Origin of the sequence: Phenylobacterium sp. (assembly GCF_036677185.1) — a bacterium.
Classification (GTDB): domain Bacteria; phylum Pseudomonadota; class Alphaproteobacteria; order Caulobacterales; family Caulobacteraceae; genus Phenylobacterium.
Window position 1 is genome coordinate 133,596 of sequence record NZ_JAKFEN010000021.1, and the last position, 21,989, is coordinate 155,584.

The 21,989-nt window shown below is 69.3% G+C and carries 17 protein-coding genes; 5 read left to right on the forward strand and 12 right to left on the reverse strand.

Annotation, left to right across the window (positions count from 1 at the left end; genetic code table 11):
• Position 1: 1 nt before the first annotated feature.
• From V6M51_RS12600 to ppsA, 4 genes are all read right to left on the reverse strand, one after another.
• Complete coding sequence (locus V6M51_RS12600; RefSeq protein ID WP_332767641.1) at positions 2 to 973, reverse strand: HlyD family secretion protein; 972 nt, start codon at positions 971 to 973, stop codon at positions 2 to 4.
• 119 nt (positions 974 to 1,092) lie between these two features.
• Positions 1,093 to 2,232, reverse strand: a complete 1,140-nt coding sequence (locus V6M51_RS12605; protein WP_332767643.1) for a hypothetical protein — start codon at positions 2,230 to 2,232, stop codon at positions 1,093 to 1,095.
• Between the two features lie 140 nt (positions 2,233 to 2,372).
• The gene (locus tag V6M51_RS12610) at positions 2,373 to 3,599 is read right to left on the reverse strand and encodes an acetate/propionate family kinase (protein ID WP_332767645.1); all 1,227 of its coding nucleotides are present in this window, start codon (positions 3,597 to 3,599) and stop codon (positions 2,373 to 2,375) included.
• Positions 3,600 to 3,621: 22 nt separating this feature from the next.
• Positions 3,622 to 6,042, reverse strand: a complete 2,421-nt coding sequence (ppsA, locus tag V6M51_RS12615; RefSeq protein WP_332767647.1) for a phosphoenolpyruvate synthase — start codon at positions 6,040 to 6,042, stop codon at positions 3,622 to 3,624.
• Between the two features lie 372 nt (positions 6,043 to 6,414).
• On the opposite strand from ppsA, the gene V6M51_RS12620 reads away from it, so the two are divergent.
• From V6M51_RS12620 to V6M51_RS12640, 5 genes are all read left to right on the forward strand, one after another.
• Entirely contained in the window at positions 6,415 to 6,660 is a 246-nt protein-coding gene (locus tag V6M51_RS12620; protein WP_442957647.1) for a DUF2933 domain-containing protein, read from the forward strand.
• 10 nt (positions 6,661 to 6,670) lie between these two features.
• Positions 6,671 to 7,339 (forward strand): methyltransferase family protein, encoded by a 669-nt coding sequence (locus V6M51_RS12625; RefSeq protein WP_332767649.1) that lies wholly within the window; start codon positions 6,671 to 6,673, stop codon positions 7,337 to 7,339.
• 27 nt (positions 7,340 to 7,366) lie between these two features.
• A complete protein-coding gene (locus tag V6M51_RS12630) occupies positions 7,367 to 9,718 on the forward strand; it encodes a heavy metal translocating P-type ATPase (RefSeq protein WP_332767651.1) in 2,352 nt (783 codons plus the stop codon).
• A gap of 72 nt (positions 9,719 to 9,790) precedes the next feature.
• The gene (locus V6M51_RS12635; protein ID WP_332767653.1) at positions 9,791 to 10,084 is read left to right on the forward strand and encodes a hypothetical protein; all 294 of its coding nucleotides are present in this window, start codon (positions 9,791 to 9,793) and stop codon (positions 10,082 to 10,084) included.
• Between the two features lie 242 nt (positions 10,085 to 10,326).
• Positions 10,327 to 10,959, forward strand: coding sequence for a sigma-70 family RNA polymerase sigma factor (locus tag V6M51_RS12640; protein ID WP_332767654.1), 633 nt, complete (start codon positions 10,327 to 10,329; stop codon positions 10,957 to 10,959).
• Positions 10,960 to 10,970: 11 nt separating this feature from the next.
• Here V6M51_RS12640 and V6M51_RS12645 read toward each other — a convergent pair whose 3' ends face one another.
• The 8 genes from V6M51_RS12645 to V6M51_RS12680 form a co-directional block, all read right to left on the reverse strand.
• Positions 10,971 to 11,849: a ribose-phosphate pyrophosphokinase gene (locus V6M51_RS12645; RefSeq protein WP_332767655.1), complete on the reverse strand. Its 879-nt coding sequence runs from the start codon at positions 11,847 to 11,849 to the stop codon at positions 10,971 to 10,973.
• 5 nt (positions 11,850 to 11,854) lie between these two features.
• On the reverse strand, positions 11,855 to 13,381 hold the full coding sequence (locus V6M51_RS12650) for a thymidine phosphorylase family protein (RefSeq protein ID WP_332767657.1): 1,527 nt from the start codon (positions 13,379 to 13,381) through the stop codon (positions 11,855 to 11,857).
• The gene (locus tag V6M51_RS12655; RefSeq protein WP_332767659.1) at positions 13,378 to 14,754 is read right to left on the reverse strand and encodes an MBL fold metallo-hydrolase; all 1,377 of its coding nucleotides are present in this window, start codon (positions 14,752 to 14,754) and stop codon (positions 13,378 to 13,380) included. The genes V6M51_RS12650 and V6M51_RS12655 overlap by 4 nt, the downstream gene beginning before the upstream one ends.
• The gene (locus V6M51_RS12660) at positions 14,751 to 17,117 is read right to left on the reverse strand and encodes a xylulose 5-phosphate 3-epimerase (RefSeq protein WP_332767661.1); all 2,367 of its coding nucleotides are present in this window, start codon (positions 17,115 to 17,117) and stop codon (positions 14,751 to 14,753) included. The genes V6M51_RS12655 and V6M51_RS12660 overlap by 4 nt, the downstream gene beginning before the upstream one ends.
• A 153-nt stretch (positions 17,118 to 17,270) precedes the next feature.
• Entirely contained in the window at positions 17,271 to 17,726 is a 456-nt protein-coding gene (locus V6M51_RS12665; RefSeq protein ID WP_332767663.1) for a RidA family protein, read from the reverse strand.
• A gap of 24 nt (positions 17,727 to 17,750) precedes the next feature.
• Positions 17,751 to 18,515, reverse strand: coding sequence for an amino acid ABC transporter ATP-binding protein (locus V6M51_RS12670; protein WP_332767665.1), 765 nt, complete (start codon positions 18,513 to 18,515; stop codon positions 17,751 to 17,753).
• 26 nt (positions 18,516 to 18,541) lie between these two features.
• Complete coding sequence (gene metC / locus V6M51_RS12675) at positions 18,542 to 19,657, reverse strand: cystathionine beta-lyase (protein WP_442957854.1); 1,116 nt, start codon at positions 19,655 to 19,657, stop codon at positions 18,542 to 18,544.
• Between the two features lie 130 nt (positions 19,658 to 19,787).
• Complete coding sequence (locus tag V6M51_RS12680) at positions 19,788 to 21,965, reverse strand: ABC transporter permease subunit (protein WP_332767669.1); 2,178 nt, start codon at positions 21,963 to 21,965, stop codon at positions 19,788 to 19,790.
• Positions 21,966 to 21,989: the final 24 nt, after the last annotated feature.

Below are 21,989 nucleotides of genomic sequence, written 5' to 3' on the forward strand. Positions count from 1 at the left end.
CCTAGTCCGGCACGCGGAGCGCGGCCGGCCAGCCGCGCCGGGCGTCCCACAGGATCCAGCTGTCGGCGGGCATCCCCGGCTTCAGCAGGCCCTCGGGATTGGCCGCCTCCAGGGTCACCCCGTAGACTGTGCGGCTGCGCTCGTCGGCGATGTGGACGTCGCGCGGCGTGAACTGGGCCTGGGCGTCGACGCGCGCCACGCGGGCGGGCAGATCGCGGCCCGGAAAGGCGTCGACCCGGATGCGCGCGGGCGCGCCCAGGCGCAGCTTTCCCAGGTCCCCCTCCAGGATGAAGACCTTCAGCCTCACCGTCGCCAGGTTCGCCAGCACCGCCACCGGCTGTCCGGCGGCCACCACCTCGCCGGGTTCGGCCAGGCGCTCCAGGACGGCGCCCGAGAGCGGCGCGATGACCTCGGTCTTGGCGATCTGCGAACGGGCGAGCGCAAGGGATTTCGTCGCCACGATCGCCTGGGCGTCAGCCTCCGCGCGCTGCTGGCGCAGCACGCTTACCTGATCGCTTGCGGCGGCGTAGCTGTTCCGCGCGACGTCCAGCCGCTGCGCCGGGATCCAGCCTTGCCGTCCGAGCGCCTCGTATCGCGCCAGGTCGGTCCGGGCGGTATGCGAATGGTGGGCGGCAAGCCCGATCTGGGCGTCGATCTGCGCGGCGGTGCGCAGGGCGGCCACCCGCTGGGCTTCGGCCCGGTCGGCCAGCAGCGTGTAGTCGGCCGGATCGATGCGCGCCAGGGTCTCACCCGCCCGGACCGACTGGCCCTCGACCGCGCGGTTCTCGACGACGCGGCCGGGCACTTCGGGCGCGATCCGCACCTCATCCGCCTCGATGCGACCGCTGCCGTAGATCAGCTGCGCTGGCAGGGGTTCCGGCCGCATGCGCCAGTAGGCGACGCCGGACGCTGACGCGATGCCGACCAGCCCGAGCGCGACGACGGCCGCAGCGGCTTTTGGCGAGAACTTCAAGGCCCACCCTCCTGATCGCATGGCGCCGGCATTGAACTAGGACGCGGCGACCGGCGCCTTGTTACAGGTCAAGCGCCGCGTACGGCCGGCCCGAGCAGCGTCCGGCGCGAACCTGCGCCTCAGACCACGAAGAGCGGCGCGAAGCCGCCGCCGGGCGTGCGCAGGTTCGTGGCCTGACCCTGATAGAGACGCGCTGCGGAAAGCAGGACGTCGCCGTCGTAGGTGTAGAGCCTCACGTCCAGCTTCCTCGTCTCGGGTCGGCCGTCGATCGCGATCCGCCGCTCGCTGGGCGGCGAATAGCGCTGGGCGACATAGTCGGCCGCGAGGATCTCGGCCCAGACGCGAGTGGTGAGCTTCTCTCCGCGATAGACGCCCTTGCTTGCGTGCCCTCGCGTGGGCTTGAAGAACCACGTCCTGCGCTCACGCCAGAGCGCCTCAGCGCGCTCCGCCGTCACCTGCACCGTCTGGGGAACCGCCTTCAGCGCCTCGAGCGCGGGCGCACTCACGCCCCAGGCGGCGAGCGTGGCAAGGTCTGAGAACAGGACGAGGTCGCGCTTGTCCGCGTAGAGGGCGTGCAGGTGCGGGTTGGGCGTGACGACGACCGCGCCGTCGAGGTAGGCCCGCCGAAGCTCGGCGTGGCGTGGCTCGTCGAGGGTGAAATCGACCAGACGGTTGTAGACGAGGTCGATCGGCGCCCCCTCCACCGAGAGCGCGCCGTCGCGGTAGACCAGTTCGGCCGGATCGAGAATCAACACCTCGGCGCCGTCGGCCGCCAGCACCCGCTGCGCGATCAGGAACTCCGGATAGAGATGCTGCTCGGCCGGCGCGTCGTCGACGATGGCGATGCGGCGCGCCGCGCCGGTACGCCCCTGGTGCGACCATTCACGGGAGAACATCCGACGCGCCGCCTCGGCGAAGGCGTCCGCCTCCCCCGCCGCCAGGCCGACGCCGGCGTCGGCGCAACAGATCCGCTGCGCCTGCGCCGCAAGCGCGTTCAGGAAGGCGCCGCCCGCATTGGTGTTCACCTCGATGAGGCGGGGCCCCTGCGTTGTCAGATGGAAGTCGTAGCCCATCAGGGCCCCGCGCGGACCGAAGTCGCGCGCCGCGACCGGCGGCGCCCAGGCCAGGGCCGCACGCCGATAGGCGCGATTGCGGACGACCTCCTCGATGGCCAGGACGACCGCGCGGAGCGCCGCCACCTCGGCCGCCGACAGGAAGACCGGCGTGCGAGAGAAGAGGTGCGGGCGGGCTTCCAGCATAGGCCCCACGAGGTCCCCGAGCTCTCGCCGGAGGGCGTCATGCAGTGCGGATTCATCGAGGGTTCGACAGAAACACCCTTCGTTGAGCCGCCCGGCCAGGGTCGCGGTCTCGGAAGATGAACCGCCGTCGCAGCCGCAGCTCATGTGGACCTCCTCGTCGCATCAGGACGGGGCCGGTCGGCGCTTGCCGCCGCCATGCCAAGCGCCTCTTGGGTGTGGATCGCGATCATCCTCTCCTCGTCGGTCGGAATGACCCAGATGGCCACATGACTGTCGGGCGCACTGATCTTTGTCTCTCCCCGGAGATTGGCCGCATCGTCGAGCGCCAGCCCAAGCCAGGCCAGGCGTTCGCAGACGGCCGAACGAATCTCCGGGCAGTTCTCGCCAACGCCGGCCGTGAAGACGAGTGCGTCCAGCCCCTCGAGGGTCCCCGCAAGGGCCGCTGTTTCGCGCGCGACGCGGAAGACGAACAGCTCGACCGCCTCGCGGGCGGCGGGCTCGCGGCTATTGAGCAGCACGCGCATGTCGGCGCTGAGGCCAGAGACACCAAGCAGTCCCGACCGATGGTAGAGCAAGTCGCTCAGCTGCGTCGCGTCCAGCCCTTGGGTCTGCTGCAGGAAGAGGATCGCGCCGGGGTCGAGCGCCCCGCAGCGTGTGCCCATCAGCAGGCCGTCCAACGGCGTCGCGCCCATGGTGGTGTCGATACTCCGTCCCGCCTGCATGGCGCAGAGGCTCGCGCCGGAGCCGAGGTGGGCGGCGATCACCCGCCCGCCCGCCGCCGCCGGATCCAGCTCGCGCAGCCGGCTTGCCAGGTACTCATAGGATAGGCCGTGGAAACCGAAGCGGCGAAGGCCTTGGGCCTCAAAGGCGCGCGGCAATCCCAGACGATCCACCACCGGGGCGTGGCCATGATGGAACGCCGTGTCGAAGGCCAACGCCTGCCGCAGATGTGGTCGGGCCCTGCGCAGGGCGAAGGCCGCGGCGAGCGACGGGAGTTGGTGGAGCGGCGCCAGAGGCGCAAGCCGCTCCAGCGCCCGGCCCACCTCATCGGTGAGGACCGCCGGGGCCACGAACCGCACCCCGCCATGCACGACGCGGTGACCCACCGCTGCGATGGGACTCCGAATGTGATCTTCGATCCAGTCGAACAGCCGAAGGACCGTATCGCCCTCGAACCCGCGCCCAAGGACCAGGTCTCCAGACGGCAGCGGTTCACCATCGGCGTCGCGGGCGTGAAAGCGCGGGCCCTCTGGACCGAAGCTCAGTCGGGCCCGCAGAAGGGCCTGCTGCGCGGCGGCGCCCAGGTCGAACACCGCCAGCTTGACGGTCGACGAGCCGGTGTTGACGGCGAGGACGTGGAGGGTCATGGCCGCAGCCGGTCGATCGCGTTCAAGGGGTGGCCCGGCCGTCGCCGCACCGCTCGAGCAGCGCCTCTTCAGCCGCCGCGACGGCGGCCTTCACCCTGACAAAGCTGTCGGGGCTCACGGAGATCGAGTCGATGCCCAGCCGCACCAGGAACTGGGCGAACTCGGGGTGGTTGCTCGGCGCTTCACCGCAGATGCCCACCTTCGCGCCCGCTTCATGAGCCTCCAGGATGACGTGCTCAATCATCCACCTCACCGCGGGGTCCCGCTCATCGAAGAGGGGCGCCAACTCGGCGGAGTCGCGATCGACGCCGAGCGTCAGCTGCGTCAGGTCGTTGCTCCCGATGGAAAACCCGTCGAACAGCTCGGCGAACGCCTTCGCGAGGATGACGTTGGAGGGGACCTCGCACATGACGTAGACCTCAAGACCGTCCTTGCCACGCACGAGCCCGTTCTCGGCCATGACGTCGAGCACCCGGCGGGCTTCGCCGATGGTGCGGCAGAACGGGATCATGACGATCACGTTGCGCAGGCCCAAGGTCTCTCGCAGGCGGCGGATCGCCCGGCACTCGAGGGCGAACCCTTCGCGGTAGCGGGGGGAGTCGTAGCGCGAAGCACCCCGGAACCCGAGCATCGGGTTCTCCTCCTTGGGTTCAAAGCCAGAGCCGCCGATCAGGTTGGCGTACTCGTTGGTCTTGAAGTCGCTCATCCGGATGATGACCGGTTTGGGATGGAAGGCCGCGGCGATCCTTGAGAGGCCGCGCGAGAGGCGATCCACGAAGTATTCCGTCCGGTCGGCATAGCCCGCCGTCAAGGTCTCGATGGCCGCCCGGGCCGCCGGATCCTCGACCTCCTCGAAGCGGACGAGCGCCATCGGATGGATCTTCACGTGGTTGCTGACCACGAACTCCATGCGCGCCAGCCCCACCCCGTCGGCCGGCAGGCGCCACCATCGGAAGGCCGCCGCCGGATTGGCGAGGTTGAGCATGACCTGCGTGGAGGTCCCGGGGAGGTCGTCGGCGTCAAGCGCCTGCGCCTCGAACTCCGCCCGGCCCGCGTAGACGAAGCCCTGATCGCCCTCGGCGCAGGAAACGGTGACCTCGCGCCCCGCCTCGAGCACCGCCGTGGCGTTCCCCGCCCCCACGATGGCCGGCAGGCCGAGCTCGCGGCTCACGATGGCCGCATGCGAGGTTCGGCCGCCGTGATCGGTTACGATCGCCGCGGCGCGTTTCATGATCGGCACCCAGTCGGGATCGGTGACGGCGGTCACCAGGATCGCTCCGTCCACGAAGCGATCGATGTCGCGCGGACTATCGATGCGGCAGACCGGCGCCGCCACGACGGCGTCGCCGATAGCCAGGCCGGTGACCAGCAATGAGCCCTTCGAGATAATCCTGAAGCTTCGCGGCGCTCCGGCGCCCACCCGCGACTGGACGGTCTCCGGACGGGCCTGGACAATGAAGATCTCGCCGCTCTCGCCGTCCTTGGCCCACTCCATGTCCATCGGGCAGCCGTAGTGACCTTCGATGGCGACGGCCCAGCGCGCCAGCGTCAGCACCTCGTCGTCCGTCAGCACGAAGGCCGACTGCTCCGTGGACGTTGTGGACACATTGCAGGTGGAGCGCTCCCCGCCCTCGGCGTAGATCATCTTCTGCGCCTTGCCGCCGAGGCGCTTTTCCAGGATCGGAACCGTCCGCGGCTGGTCCAGCAGCGGCTTGAAGACCTGGTGCTCGTCCGGATCGACCGCGCCCTGCACGACGTTCTCGCCGAGGCCCCAGGCGCCGTTGATCAGCACCACCTTGTCGAAGCCGGTTTCCGTGTCGATCGAGAACATCACGCCTGCGCCGGCGAGGTCGGAGCGGACCATCTGCTGGACCCCGACGGAGAGGGCGACCTTCAGGTGGTCGAAGCCCTTGGTCTGCCGGTAGCTGATCGCCCGATCCGTGAAGAGCGAGGCGTAGCATCGGCGACAGGCGTCCAGCAGCGCGGACTCGCCGCGGATATTGAGGAAGCTCTCCTGTTGGCCCGCGAAACTCGCGTCTGGAAGATCCTCGGCGGTGGCGCTGGAACGGACCGCCACGTCGGCGTCGGACTTGCCGATGCGGGTGCAAAGATCGCGGTAGGCGGTCCGGATGGCGTCTGCGTTCGCCGCCGGCCAGGGCGCCGCCAGGATGGCCGCGCGAAGGCCGCCGCCGGTGTCCGAAAGCGACACTCTCCCAGACGTCCAGTCGTCGATCGCAGCCGCGATCACCGGGCGCAGGTCGCTCTCATCGAGGAACCGCCAATAGGCCTCGGCGGTGGTCGCAAAGCCCGGGGGCACGCGAACGCCGCGCCCGCCGAGATTGCGGACCATTTCCCCAAGCGAGGCGTTCTTGCCGCCCACTCGGGCGACCGAGCCTCGATCGAGACTCTCGAACGGCAGGGTCAGTGGGGCGGACGTGCTCATGGCTTCGATCTCAACGGACGTATCGGCCGTCGGCGACGCCGCCGCGGGCCAGGTCAGGGCGCCTCAACTGACGCGGGCGCCCCCGGGCCCTTACGGTCCGAACCGGGGCGGCGGCCGACGCGACCGTCGACGACGACGGCTTGTCGGGAGGCCTGGCGACTGAGCTCCACGACCAACCGACGGTCCATCGCGGCGAGGTTCGCGTAATGGCTCGCCCGGTTCTGCGTCCAACCGAGCATCTCTTCGACCGCCGCGGACTCCCCCGCGTCGGCGCCCGCAAAGGAGTGTGGCCGTGCGGTTTACTCGCCGAGGCCGAGGCCCCTGCCAGCTGAAATTCCGGGTGCGGCCGGCCAAGCCGCGAGGAGCTTCATTGTGATCGACCAACCCAGTTCCAACACCCTGCTCCGGGGGCTCGCCCTCGCCGCCTTCGCCGCGGCCCTGGCCTATCTGTTCTTCGGCGAGCACCGGGTGCATCTGCTGGGCTACCTGCCCTTCCTGCTGCTGCTCGCCTGTCCGCTGCTGCACATGACCATGCATGGAGGCCACGGCGGCCATGGCGGTCACGCCGACGCGCCGCGGGGCCCGAACGCCGCGCCGTCCCATCAACACAAGCCCTGACGGAGGCCCCATGGAAGAGCCGCAAGCCTATGGCCTCTGGTCGCTCGTGATCCTGAACTCGGTCCTGTTCATCTTCTTCGCCTTCACCTTCTTCAAGCCGACGACGGCGCGCGACTGGCGCTCCTTCGGCGCCTTCAGCGCCTTCCTGGTGGCGCTGTTCACCGAGATGTACGGCTTCCCGCTGACGATCTACGTCCTGTCCGGCTGGCTGCAGAGCCGTTACCCGAACGTGAACTGGTTCTCCCACGACGGCGGCCACCTGCTGGAGATGCTGTTCGGCTGGAAGGCCAACCCGCACTTTGGGCCGTTCCACATCATCAGCGCGCTGTTCATCGGCGGCGGCTTCTGGCTGATCTCGGCCGCCTGGCGGGTGCTCTACACCGCCCAGCGGGCCGGCGAGCTCGCCACCACGGGTCCCTACAGGTCGGTGCGCCACCCGCAGTATGTGGGCTTCGTGCTGGTGATGTTCGGCTTCCTCCTGGAGTGGCCGACGATCCTCACCCTGGCGATGTTCCCGGTGCTGGTGATCATGTACTGGCGCCTGGCGCGGTCGGAGGAGAAGGACACGCTGGCCGCCTTCGGCGAGCGCTACGCCGCCTACAAGCGCGTCACCCCGGCGTTCCTCCCCAGGCTCACCCGCCGCGACCGCGGCGCCGACACGGCGCTCGGGCGTTCCTGATCCGCCACACAAGCCAGTCGAGGTCCGATGCCCACGATCACCGTCGACGTGTCCGGCTTCCGGACGCCCCTGGATCCGCTCGTCATCGAGAAGCACCTGCGGGGGCTGAAGGGGGTCCGCAAGGCGACCGCCAACTTCGCCTCCGGCACCGCCAGCATCGACTACGACGCGGCGAAGGTGGGCGCGGCGGAGCTCGAACAGGCGGTGAGGGACTGCGGATTCCACTGCCGCGGCGAGGTCGTCCCGCGCCATGTCTGCGCACCGGGCGAGGACACCGTGGCCCACGGGCCCGGCCGCCACGACCACGCCGGCCATGGCGGTGCGGCGCCGAAAGCCGCCGAACATGCTGACCATGACGACATGGCCGGCATGGGCCATGGCCCCGGTATGGACATGCTGGCGATGGCGCGGGACATGCGAAACCGCTTCGTCGTCAGCCTGGTTTTCACGATCCCGATCTTCTTCCTGGCGCCGATGGGCATGGAGGCTATGCGGGTCGATCCGCCCTTCGGCCTGCCGCTGAAGCCCACGCTCTTCGTGCTGGCCAGCGCGGCCATCCTCTACCCGGGCTGGCCGTTCTTCGTCGCCGCTGTCCGTGCGCTCCGGCGGCGGGTCTTCAACATGGCCGTCCTGGTCCTGTTGAGCGTCGGCGCCGGCTACCTCTTCAGCGTCGGGGCGACCTTCTTCTTCGAGGCCGAGCAGTTCTACGAGGCCTCGGCGCTGTTGCTGGTCTTCATCCTCCTCGGCCATTGGCTGGAGATGAGGGCCCGCGCCGGAGCGTCCGACGCGATCCGCAAACTGATGGACCTCGCCCCGCCCACGGCCAAGGTGCTGCGCGACGGGGTCGAGATCGACGTTCCCACCTCGCAGGTGCTGGTCGGCGACCAGGTCGTCGTCCGCCCCGGCGGCAAGATTCCCGTGGACGGCGCCATAGAGGACGGCGCCTCGGAGATCGACGAGTCGATGCTGACGGGCGAGTCCCTGCCGGTGTCCAAGACGGTCGGCGACCCCGTGATCGGCGGCTCGATCAACAAGACCGGCGCCTTCCGCTACCGCGCCACCAAGGTGGGGGCCGACACCGCGCTCGCCCAGATCGTCAAGCTGGTGCAGGAGGCGCAGAACTCCAAGGCCCCGGCCCAGCTGCTCGCCGACCGGGCTTCGCAGTGGCTCGTCCTGGCGGCTATCGCCGTCGGCCTCGCCACCTTCGCCGTGTGGTTCTGGGTGGTCGGGGAGACGCTGCTGTTCTCCCTGACGCTGACGATCACCGTCTTCGTCATCGCCTGCCCCGACGCCCTGGGCCTGGCGACGCCCATGGCGATCATGGTGGGCACGGGGCTCGGGGCGCAGCACGGCATCCTGATCAAGGACGCCGCGGCTCTGGAGGAGTCCGTCAAACTCGACGTCATCATCTTCGACAAGACCGGCACCCTCACCCTGGGCGAGCCGAAGGTGGTGCAGGTCGTCGCCGCCGCGGGGTTCGACGAGGCGGCGATCCTGACCACGGCCGCAGCCCTTGAGCGCGGATCCGAGCACCACATCGCCAAGGCGGTCCTGGAACGGGCGAAGACACTGCCGGTGTTGGCCGCCAGCGACTTCGAGTCCTTCGGCGGCAAGGGCCTCCGAGCCACGGTCGAGGGCAGGACCGTGCTTTCCGGCAACCGCATGCTGATGGCCGACAACGGCGTCGACCTCGGCGAACTCGCGGCGGAATCCGAGCGGCTGCAGGGCGCCGGGCGCACGGTGGCGCACATCGCCCGCGACGGACACGTGATCGGGCTGATCGCCGTCGCCGACGCCGTCCGCCCGACCGCAAAGGCCACGATCCGGCGCCTGCAGGAACTGGGCGTGAAGGTCGCCATGATCACCGGCGACAACCTCGGCACCGCCCAGCGCATCGCCGGCGAGCTCGGCATCGACATCGTGCTCGCCGACGTCCTGCCGGGGGACAAGGCGACCAAGGTCAAGGCGCTGCAGGCTCAGGGCCAAAAGGTGGGAATGGTGGGCGACGGCGTGAACGACGCCCCGGCGCTGACCCAGGCCGACGTCGGCTTTGCGATCGGCGCCGGCACGGACGTGGCCATCGAAAGCGCCGACGTGGTGCTGATGCGCAGCGATCCGGCCGACGTGGTCAAGGCCATCGAGCTTTCGCGCGCCACCCTGCGCAAGATGCACCAGAACCTCTGGTGGGCGGTGGGCTACAACCTGATCGCCTTCCCCCTGGCGGCCGGGGTGCTCTACCCCATCACCCTCAGCCCGGAGATCGCGGCGCTGTCCATGTCCGGAAGCTCCGCGCTGGTGGCCGTCAACGCCCTGATGCTCAAGCGCCTGCGCCTGGGCGCGAGGACCGGGGCGCCGCCGGCGGGCGGCCCGATCCCGTAAGCTCGCGGACCTCGCTGCGTCCTTCCTGATGCGAGCGCCGCCGGAACGGCGGATCGCATCGGAGAAAACCGCATGTCCACAACCCTCGAGCGCGCCGCGGCGCCGGCCCAAGGCCGGGGCGTCGCCATCGTCCCGCTGGGCCTCAGCCTGTCGATCTTCCTCGCCGGCAATTTCCTGCTGTGCGCACTCGGCGGCTTCGTTCCCGGCCTGGAGAACCTGCACTTCCTGTCGGCGCTGTATCCGCAGCTTGACTGGACAAGCCCGCCCCTGATCGTCGCCGGCGCGGCCTGGGCCTTCGCTTGCGGCTGGTACGTCGCCATCGTCTGGGGCTGGCTCTACAACGCTTTTTCCGCGCGTCGCGCCTAAAGCGCCACGAAGGGCCGCAGGCAATGCGAAGCTTCGTCCAGACGTAACACCATCAATGCTGGCACAGTGTTCGCGCCCTGAAACCATGCCATCATGGAGCGTCTAGATCAGGTCTGACCATCGAATACGGCATCCTACAAGCAAATAGTCGGCGCGCGCCCTGATGAGCATTTGATCTAGCGCAATGTTCCCAATCTCAGAGCGACCTATCTCTGTCCCGGGACGAGATCAGGATTCATCCGATGAACCTTTCAGCAAGGAGGGTGACTGAGAAGCGCGGCGCCGGAGATCCGGCCGTTCGGCTTGTGTCGGGCGCGGACCGACCGGCGGACCTGCTGGCGATCGTGGAGCTGCGGCTGCGAAATGGCCGGGCCGGCCATCTGCGCTATCTGCGCAGCCGCCTACGCTCGCCGGAGGACGCCGAGGACGTGCTCCAGGAGTTCGCGCTGAAGGCCGTGCAGGGCGCCCCGCGCCTCGCCTCGGCCGATCGGGTGGACGCCTGGCTGGCCGTGACGCTGCGCAACGCCCTTTTCGATCGTTACCGCCGCAACGCCGGCCGCCGCCGGCTGCAGGATGCGGTCGCCGTCGAACCTGCGGACGGCGGCGAGACCGAGGATCTCGAGCCCGCCCTCAACTGCCTCTCCAGGGTGATCGACAGCCTCTCGCCGGAGGCGGCCGTGCTCCTACGCCGTTGCGAGCTGCAGGACGTCCCGGTCAAGCGGGTCGCCGAGGAGCTTGGAATCACCGCCAACAATGCCGGGGTGCGCGCTCACCGCGCGCGCGCGGCCCTTCGCCAGGCCATGGGCGCGCGCTGCGCCGCCTGCCCAGCCCGTTGCGCCTTCGCCGAGCGCTTTCTGACCCGCACGGCCGCCTGAACCCGAGGTCCCTAGGCGGTCGCTTGCAGCGCCTGCGCCAGCAGGCCGGCCACGGAAATGGCGTTGCTCGGATGGGCGACGGTGTCCGTCGAGATCACGACCTTCGCCGTCTCGGCCAGTTGGGCGAAGGCGGCTTCCGCGAACAGGGCATGCACCGCCAGGCACACCGGCGGCGGCAGGCCCTGCCCCACAAGTCCCTTGGCGGCCTCGATCATTGTCCGCCCGGAGGAGACGATATCGTCGATCAGCACGGGTTGCAGGTCGCGCCAGCCCGTCACGTCCGGCATCTCCACAGTCACGCTGCGGTCGCCGTGGCGCTGCTTGCGCAACACCAGATGCGGTGCGCCCGCCCGGCCCGCCACCTCGGCGACCCACTGCTCGCTCTCGATGTCGGGGCCGATGATCAGCGGCTGGGCCACGTGCCCCGTGATCCACGCGGCCAGCAGGGGCGCCGCGTGCAGCGCCAGGGCGGGAATGGCGTAGATCTCCGAGAGCGCCGCGTGGCGGTGTAGATGGGGATCGACCGTGATCAGCCGGTCCACCTCCCGCGACAGCAGATCCGCGAAGCTGGCGGAGGTGACCGCTTCGCCCGGCCGGAAGCGCGTGTCCTGGCGCATGTAGCCCAGGTACGGCGCCACCAGCGTGATGCTGGACGCGCCGAGTTCGCGCAGCGTCCTGGCCGTGAAGACCAGCCGCAGGAACTGTTCGTCCGGCTGCGCCAGGGTGCAGACGAGCACGGCCGCCTTGCCACCCACCTCGGAGACGATGCGCACATAGGACTCCCCATCGGGAAAGCGCCGGGTCTCGAGGACCCCCTGCTCGGCGCCCAGCCGCGCCGCGAGGTCGCCGCCCAGCCGCTCGGACCCAGGCAAGGAGAAGATGATCCGCATGGCGATCAGGCCTCGATTTCGATCAGGTCGGGGTGGGCGGCCGCATAGTCGAGCGCATAGGCCAGTTCGCCGTCCGTCTCGGCATGCACGTCGAGCAGGGGCTCGCCGGCCGCCACCTCGGCGCCAAGCCGAACGTGCAGCCGGAGTCCGGCGGACTTCTGATCGGGCGCGCCGGCCAGCTTGGCGAGGGTCGCGATCTGGCGGTTGTTGATCAGCACGACCCGGCCTGCGCGCGCCGCCACGAGGGTCGAACGCCGCGGCGCCGTCGGCGGGGTCCGCAAGCCGCCCTGCGCCTCGCAGATGCGCTGGAACTTGCTCCAGGCGCGGCCGTCGGCGAGGATCCTTTCCGCCTGGGACGGGCCCCGGCCCGCGTCGGCGACGCCGGCCAGTTCGAGCGCCGCCCCGGCCAGCAGGCAGGCCCGTGCGCGGAGGTCCGATGGGGCCTCCGGCCGGTTTTGCAGCACGGCCAGGATGTCATGCGCCTCCAACGCCGGGCCGATGCCGCGGCCGACCGGCTGACTGCCATCGGTCTGCACACAGCGGGCCTTCATCCCGAACTGGGCCGCGACGTCGACCAGCCGCTGCGAGAGCTTCCGACCCGCCTCGTCGGAGCGCACCTTGGCCGTGGGGCCGACGGGGATGTCCAGCACCACGTGGTTCGACCCCGCGGCGATCTTCTTCGACAGCACCGAGGCGATGAGCTGCCCCTCGGTGTCGACGTCCAGGACCCGCTCGATCCGGATGAAGAGGTCGTCCGCCGGGCTGAGCCGGACGGCCCCGCCCCACACGATGCAACCGCCCTCGGCCTCCACCACCCGCCGCATGGCGGGAAGGTCCAGGTTCACCGGCGCGAGGGTTTCCATGGTGTCGGCCGTCCCGGCCGGCGAGGTGATCGCACGCGAGGAGGTCTTGGGCGTCAGCAGTCCCTCGGCGGCGAGGATGGCCACGACGATCGGGGTGGTGCGGTTGCCGGGAAGGCCGCCGATGGAGTGCTTGTCCATCACCGTGCCGCCCGGCCAGCTGAGGCGGTCGCCTACATCGACCATGGCGCGGGTGAGCGCCACCGTCTCCGCCTCGTCCAGCGGCAGGGCCGAGGTCGCGGTGAGGAAGGCCGCCAGGTGCACGTTGGTGTAGCGGCCGGCCACGACATCCCCGACGATGCCGGCGATGGCCGGGGCGTCCAGCCGCGCGCCATAGATTCGCCGTCGTACGCTCGACATGGATTCCAGAGTGGGCGCGTGGCTCACGACCACAGGGTCGCCGGGCTGCACGCCCAGCAGCCGCCAGGCGTCCTCGGAGAGGCCGACTTCGTCCAGCGACAGCAGGTCGCCCTCGGTCTGGTAGAGGGTCGCATAGACCTCGCGCCCTCCGGCGGCGAGCCGCACCTGCGAGCGCGACGACAAGCCCTCCGAGCGGCAGACGTGGCAGTCGCGCCGCATGAGCGCGATGGCCTCGTGCTGGGCATGGAGGCCGAAGCGCCGGGCCTTGAGCGGCGGCGCGCCCCGGCTCGCGGCGACGGTCGCGTCGTTCATAGCTGATAGGCCACGAGCATCTGCGGGATCACGCAGTCCCAGCCCAGCCGGTCCTGGATCCGCACCCGCAGGGCGTCGGAGGCGTGCGGCTCGCCGTGGACGATGAAGGTCTTCTTCGGCGGCTGCTTGATCCCGGACAGCCAGCGCAGGATCTCCTCGGAGTCGGCGTGGGCCGAGAGCATCGGCAGGTTGGCCACCTCGGCGCGGATGGGAATCCACTGGCCATGGATCTTCACCTCGGCCGCGCCCTCCACCATCGAGCGTCCCCGCGTGCCGGCCGCCTGGAAGCCTGAGAACAGGATCGTGTTCCGGCGGTCCGGTCCGAACGCCTTGATGTGGTGCAGCACGCGCCCGCCCGTGGCCATGCCGCTTGCGGCCAGGATGACCTTCGGGACCGGGCTCGCCGTCACCTTCTTCGACGCTTCGACCTCCCGCACATAGGTGGCCACCGCGCAGGCCGCGTCGCAGACGTCGGCCGCCATCCGGTGGTCCTCCAGGTGCGCGCAGAGCAGGTCCGTGGCGCTGATCGCCATGGGACTGTCCATATAGATGGGCGCGAGGCCGATGCGGCCCGCCGCCTTCAGCCGCCAGAGGTGGTACAGCAGCGACTGGGCGCGGCCGACCGCGAAGGTGGGGATGACGACCGTGCCGCCGCGCGCCGTGGTCCGCTCGATGATCTCGCCAAGCGCCGCCGTGGGATCCTGCTGGTCATGGCGCCGATCGCCGTAGGTCGACTCGACGACCACATAGTCCGCCTCGCTCACGGGCTCGGGATCGAGCATGGTCGCATCGCCGTAGCGACCAAGGTCTCCCGAAAACAGGATGCGGGTTCCGTTCCAGGTCAGCTCGACGGTCGCCGCCCCGAGGATGTGGCCGGCCCGCCGGAGCGTCAGGCTCGCGCCGCCGGGCAGTCGGACCGCCTTGTGAAACGGCGTGGACGAGAAGCGTTCGATGGCGCGTTCGGCGTCGTGCACGCCATAGAGCGGCAAGGCTGGCTTGTGCTTCGCATAGCCGTGTCGGTTGGCGTCTTCCGCGTCCTTCTCCTGGATGTGACCGCTGTCCCGCAGGATGATCTCCGACACGTCCCGGGTCGCCGCGCTGGCGAAGATGGGGCCCTTGAACCCATCTTTCACAAGCTTCGGTAGGTATCCCGAGTGGTCGAGGTGGGCATGGGTGAGCACCACAGCGTCGATGCTGGAAGGCTTGATTGGAAGCGGGGTCCAATTCTGCTCGCGAAGCGTCTTCAGGCCCTGGAAGAGCCCGCAGTCGACGAGGATGCGGCGGCCGTCCGCCTCCAGGAGATGCTTTGAACCTGTGACTGTGCCGGCGCCGCCGAGGCTGGTCAGGGTGATCACATCGAGGTCCTTCTTCAATCGGGGCCTGTGTCGAGGACCCGCGGATTGGTCTTGCCCGCCAGCGCCGAGAGTTCCGGCCCGTCGAGCACGTCGGTGGGCGCGGCCTTCGTCACCTGCGCCGCGGCCGCCACGATGTGAGCCCAGGTGCAGCGGTTGGCGAACAGCATGCCGAAGACGTCGAAGGTGCCGCCGTGCCCGATATAGCCGAGCCCGGTCATTCGCTCCGGCCCCCCGTCGAGGCGCCGCAGCAGGCCCTGCAGGGGCTCCGGGCGGGTGTGGGTGACGAGCACCCGCGGCAGCTCGCGCGGAAAGGCCGCCGCCATCTCGACGTCGGCGAGGGCGACCGCCGCCTCGTGGGTGTCGCGGGGAACCCTGAGCCGACCCGGCTCGAGGACGGCCGTCACGCAGACCCGCCGTCCGCGCGCCTGAAGCCGATCGCGAGCCCACAGGGCCTCGAGCGCCTGGTAGGCGCCGATCGCCACGATCTGCACGTCGGCGTCGGCCGGCGCCCCGGCCAGGTGCGCCCAGCCCTGCGCCGCGAAGGCGCGCGCCGCCGGTCCGTTCAAGAGCGCCGGCGTCGTGCGCTTGGGGACGACCAGGCAGGCCAGCTGGCCGCGCGTGCCATAGACGGCGCTGAGCGCGGCGACGGCGCTGTTGGCGTCGAGCGGGAAGAGCACGCGCGCGGTGTCCGACATCTCCCCCAGCAGGGCTTCCGAGAGCGTCGGATCCTGGTGGGACTGCTCGTTCTTCGAGTTCTCCCAGGTATGGGACGTCGCGATCAGCGGGATCGAGATCCAGCCCGGCGGCTCGCCGATCTCCCGCTGCCGCCGGGCAAAGACGATCTCCTGCCGGAGGGCGCCGAGCATCTTCACGGCGAAGGCCTCGTAGCTGACGATCAGGCTGAGGCCGCCCTTATTGCCCAACGCGCCGCCGGCGACGGCCTCCTCGTTGAGGGCGGTGATCACGGCGCCGTCGACCGCCTCGGCCGCGCCCGCCTCCGGCCGGTTCACCCGGTGCTTCAATTGGTCGAGCGTGCGGCTCATGTGGTTGCTGCGCAGCTCGTCGGGATTGCCGACCCGCGGCCGCAGCTGTGGGTTCGCGGCCACGAAGGCGGCGAACCAGCCGTCGAGCGCGTCCATCGGCGAGGCCGCCTCAGCGGCCCACGCTGGCGCGGGCTGGCGCGGAGCCGGCGGATGGCGCGTGGCCGCTGGGTGGCGGCTCTCGAGCGGTCGATGCTGCAGGTCGTGGGTCTTCAGCACGGCCACGGCCGCGTCGAGCTCCCGCTTGCGCACCATGAGCGCCCCGGCGGCCTCGTTGAACTCGGCCCGGGCCGCGGGATCCGTGCTGGGATTGCCTTCCAGCGGCAGGTTGTGGGCGCGGTTCGTGCCCGCGCCCGGGAAGCCGAAGCCCTTCACCGCCCGGGCGATCACATAGGGCAGCGGCGCCGGATAGCGGCGGTTCGGGTCCGCGGTGAACCGCTTCAGGCGCTCCTCGGCGTCCAGCACCGCCCAGGCGTAGGCGGCCGGGTCGTGGCCGTCGATCACCACCGGATCGAAGCCGCTGAGCGTCAGGTGCCGCTCCAGCCAGGTGGCGCCGCCCTCCTGCTCGATCTCGGTGCGGCCCTCGATGCGCCGGCCATTGAGGATCATGACCGGGGTCGCAAGGCCGCTGTCCTCGGCGCGCCACCAGCGGGGCGACCAGTCCGAGCCCCGCTGTTCCTCGAAGGCGCCGTCGCTCAGGAAGGCGACCAGACTCTCCCCGCGAAGCGGCATGTGGATGTACTGGAGCTCGGCGAAGCCCAGATACCCGCCCTCCGACACCGCCCCGGCGGTGGTCGCGCCCGCATGGCTGCCGAGCGGCGGCGCAGGCCGCCCATCGGGCCGGACGCCATAGCTGTAGAAGTCGGCGGCGAGTTGCGACAGGCCCGTCTCCGAGCGGTCATAGCGCCCGCGCTGCGCGGCCGAGACGTCGCCGGTGAGCGCATTGATCGCCTCGACAGCCGCCACGCAGTGGCCCTGGCCCATGACCCATGAGCGGGTGGTCCCCGACAGCACGTTGGCGGTCAAGTAGCCCACGAAGGCGGGCGTCATGTTGAGGGATCCGCCCGTATGACCCTCCGGGTTCGCCTTGAACGCTTCCGCCGGCAACGGCGATCCCGAGAGGTCCACCCTCCGGGCATAGGTCATGTGCACCACCAGCCACATGGCCGCCCGGGTCAGCCGATCGGCGGCCGCGAGGACGCGGTAGACCGCGTCGGCGTCCGGCCAGAGCCCGCGCCGAACGAGCCGCTCGGCCATCGCGTCCACGCGCACGACGGTCTCTGGGTCCCGCTGGATCACACCGTAGCCGGCCCTCCAATCGTCGGCCCACTGCCGGGTCACACCACCACCCTCCACTCGAGCCGCTCGCCGGCGCTGTCCCATAGGACGCCCTGAGACGGCGTCGCTTACAGGTCCGCGCATCTGGCGGTGGAGGCCACGCTCAACGCCATCCCGATCCCCGCCGATGACCCTCGGCGCGATCGGCGCGCCGGGTCACCGAATGGCGAAGCTGGCGGCGACTTCCACCGCTGCGTTGAAGGGAAGGCTGCTGACGCCAACGGCGGTTCGCGCGTGGCGACCGGCCTCGCCGAGCGCCTCGACCAGGAAATCCGAGGCTCCATTGATGACCGTCGATTGGTCGGCAAAGTCCTGGGGCGCGTTCACGAAGCCTGACAGCAGAAGGCATCGTTCGACCCGGTCGAGGTCGAGCGCAGCCCGCAAGGTGGCCAGGAGATTGATCGCGCAGAGACGCGCGGCTTCACGCCCGGCCTCTACGCTGAGGTGTTCGCCCACACGGCCCGTCACCAGGCCATGGGCGCCGCGCGAGAGCTGGCCCGACACGGTCGCCGTCCCCGCATGGAGGACCACCGAGACATAGTTGGCCAATGGCGCGGAGACGTCCGGAAGCTCGATACCGATCGATCGAAGGTGTTGGTCGACTCGACCCATGACTTGTGCGGTCTCCGTCTGCTGTCAGCGATGAAGAAGTTGTCCGAGGAAGGCGCGCGCCCGCTCATGGCTGGGTGCGGCGAAAAACTCGGCGGGCGGGCGATCCTCGATGATCTGGCCTTGATCCATGAACAGGACGCGGTCGGCGACCTCGCGCGCAAAGCCCATCTCGTGGGTGACGCAGATCATCGTGCGGCCGTCCCGCGCGAGGTCCACCATCACCTCCAGGACTTCGTTGATCATCTCCGGATCCAGCGCCGAGGTGGGCTCATCGAAGAGCATCAGGGCCGGCTCCATCGAAAGGGCCCGGGCGATCGCCGCCCGCTGTTGCTGGCCGCCGGACAGCTCGCCTGGAAACTTGTGCGCCTGGTCGAGGATACGGACCCGCTCGAGATAGGCGAGCGCGCGCGCCTCGGCCTCGGGTTTGCCGAGCTTGCGTACAAGCTGCGGCGCGAGCGTGCAGTTGTCGAGGATCGTCATGTGCGGGAAGAGGTTGAAGTGCTGGAAGACCATGCCGATGTCGCGCCGCACGGTCTCGATCGGCAGCCTCGACTCGCCCAGCTCGACGCCGTTGACGAGCACCGCCCCCTCCTCGGCCTCTTCCAGCCGATTGATGCAGCGGATCAGGGTGGACTTGCCCGACCCGGAAGGCCCGCACACGACCACCCGTTCACCGGGCGCGACCGTCAGGTCCACGCCCTTTAGGACCTGGAAATCGCCATACCATTTGCTGACACCGCGGAGCTCCACCGCCGGCGGGCTGTTCGGGGCCGAGTTGAGCGACGCCATCGAAACCTTCTTCCACCGTCTTGGGGTCAGGCCGCGCCGGAGCGCAGTCGTGCGAAGGCCCGTTCCAGGTCCGCGATCAGGTCGGCGGGGTCTTCCAAGCCTGCGTGGAAGCGGACCAGCGTCCCTTCGAGGGGCGGCGTTCCGGCCAGGCGGACGGGAGGCGGCGCCGCGGGAACGGCCAGGCTGACATAGCTTCCCCAACTGGAGCCCAGCAGGAAGACCGAGAAGTGATTGAAGAAGCGATCGATGGCCGCGTCGTCCATCGGCTTCATCACCACGCCGAACAGTCCGGAGGCGCCATCGAAGTCCCGCTTCCAGATCTTGTGGCCGGGGTCGCTTTCGAGGGCTGGGTAGAGGATGCGGAGCACCTCTGGTTGGCCCTGCAGCCATTCGATCAGGGCCTTGGCCGTGCGCTCATGGTGGCGAAGCCTGCTCGGAAGGGTCCGCAGGCCCCGATGGACGAGATAGCAGTCATCGGGACTTGCCGAGACTCCCCAGCGTCCCGCCGAGTCCTTCAGCTTCTGATAGATCTCTTCCGACCCGGCCGTCATGGCGCCCAGCATGACGTCCGAGTGACCCGCCATGTACTTGGTCGCCGCGGCGATGGAGACGTCGACGCCGTGTTCGATGGGCCTGAAGTAGATCGGGGTGGCCCAGGTGTTGTCGATCATCGTGACGATGCCATGCTTCCGCGCCACGGCGCAGATCGCGGGAACGTCCGAGACCTCGAAGGTATGGGAGCCGGGGCTCTCCATGAAGATCGCCCGTGTATTGGGGCGAACAAGATCAGCGATGGCGCCGCCAACCAGGGGGTCGAAATAGGTCACCTCGACGCCATATCGAACCATCGCCTCCTGGCAGAAACGGCGGGTGTGGCCATAGACGACATCGGACACCAGGATATGGTCGCCGGCGCTGGTGAAGGCGGCCAAGGCCAGGGCCACCGCCGCGCTGCCCGAAGAGGTGATGACGCTCTGGTAGCCGCCCTCGAGATCGGCGACGGCGCGGGCGAGCGCGAAAGTGGTCTCGGTCCCGTAGAGTCCGTAGATCACGTCGTCATAGAAGCCGTCATGCCGACGACGATAGGCGTCGACGGTCTTGAAGATGATGGTGGATGCACGATGGACGGGGGGATTGAGCAATCCGCCCATGTCCCCGGGATCGGGCCCACCGTGTACGGCGCGGGTCGCCAGGCTCGGCGACGCCGCCTGCGCCGCGTCTTGGGCATCCGAGGTTCGGGATTGTCCCAAACGTTCAAGCTCTTGAGTCACTTCAGTTCTTCCGTGTGTGGGAAAGATGTTGTTCAAGTCGAAGGCTGAGCCTGGATAGGGAAAGGCAGATCACGAAGAAGATCGTGCCGGTCATGACGTAGGCCTCGACGTAGAACGGCCGCCACTCGACATCCATGTAGGCAAGGCGGGTCGTCTGAAGTACGTCGAATACCCCGACGATCAAGACGAGCGTCGTGTTCTTCACTTCGCTGATCGCCGTATTGACGATCCCAGGCATGCTGACCCTCAGGGTCTGAGGCAGAATCACCCTGCGCAGCGATTGCCATCCGGTCAGGCCGAGCGCCATGGCCGCCTGACGCTGTCCGTCAGGCAGGGTGAGCAATCCCCCGCGAATAGCCTCGGCCATATAGGCCGCCGTGAAGAGGATCAGCGCGATCGCGACCCGAACCAGGCTGTCGATGCTCAGCCACTCGGGAACGAAAAGCGGGAACATGACGGCCGCCATGAACAGCACGCCGATCAGCGGCACGCCGCGCATGACGTCGACGAAGCCCGCCGATAGGGCTCGCACGACCGGGAGCTGGGATTGACGACCCAAGGCCAGCGCGACGGCGAGCGGGAAGGCGCAGATGACGGCCGAGCTCGCCAGGATCAAGGTCACCGGCAGCCCGCTCCATTCCCCCATCGGCGCGGGCGTGAGGCCAAGAGCCTTCCCCGACATGAGGACCGGCGCCGCCACCAGGGCGAAGAGCCAGACAAGGGCGATGGATGGACCCCATAGGCGCCGGACGAACGAAAGCGCGAGCGCGGCGGCGAAGAGGCCGCAGACCAACACCGGACGCCAGAGCAGGGGCTCGGGATAGGTGCCGAAGAGGATCAGCCGATAGTTCTCGCGGATGAACAGCCAGCAGGCGCCGCCCGCCGCGCGGCAGGCCTGCGCATCGCCGTCGACGACGGCCTGGAGGACGGCCCAGTCAAGGACGCGCCAGAACAGCCACAGCCAAGCCAGGCCGGCCGCGATAGAAAGGGCCGACTGACGCCGGGATCCGAAGAGCGCGCGGCGCGCCCACCCTGCGAAGGCCCGGATCGAGGAGAGGTTCACCGGAGGGGCGCCGGAGCCGCGGCCGACGCCAGCCGTAGCCGAGAAGCTCCAGCCGAGCCGGTCATTGTACCAATTGAGCAGCCGCGAGATCGAGATCGAGAACAGCAGGAACGTGCCCATGATCAGGAGCACGCCTTCGATCGCTTGGCCGGTCTGATTGATGATGGAATCGACGACGGAGACGATGTCGGCGTAGCCGATCGCCACGGCCAGGGACGTGTTCTTGACCGTGTTGATGTGCCAGCTGACCATCGGCGGGATGATCGAGCGCATGGCCTGGGGCAGGATCACATGGCGCATGACCTGTCCTGGCCGAAGGCCGAGCGCGATCCCCGCCTCGCGCTGTCCGGCCGCGCAGGATTGGATGGCGCCGCGCACGATCTCGGCGATGTAGGCCGCCGTGTAGACGCTCAGACCGACGACCAGCGTCAGGAACTCCACCGAGAGTTCCAGGCCGCCCTCGTAGTTGAACGGACCCAACTGCGGGGCGACCATCGCGGGACGGCTGAACGGGACCAGCAGCGCGATGATCAACACCAGGCTCGGCGCCAGGATCCAACCGCCTCGGGCCAGGCTTGCGAGACGTGGGTCCGCGGGCCTCAACCGGCGGGCCAGAAGGCCGCCTAGAAGCGCTGCGACGACCAAGGCTCCGGCCAGAAGCCAGAACGCCGAGGGTTCCCCGATGGCCGGCAGGTTCAGCCCGCGATTGCTCAGCACTAGGCCGCCAGGCAGCAGCACCGCGCGCTTCACATGCGGGAGGGCGTTGAGCAGGAAGCTGTACCAGGCGAAAAGTTGCAGCAGCAGCGGCAGGTTGCGGACCACCTCGATGTAGCCGCCCGCCGTCCTGGCGATCACCCAGTTGCCGGACAGACGGGCGAAGCCGATCAGGAACCCCAGCAGGGTTGAGAGCACGATGGCCACCGCCGCCAGGCCGGTGGTGTTGAGAACGCCCACCAGGACGGCCCGCGCATAGCTGTCTGACGGACTGTAGGCGATCGGGGTCTCGCCGATGGCGAACTCCGCGGCTTGCCCGAGGAAGCCGAAGCCAGCCCTGATGTTGCGGTCCGCCAGGTTTTCCTGGGTGGTCCGCACCAGCATCACTGAGGCGAGCAGCAAGATCGTCAGGACCGCCGCCTGAAC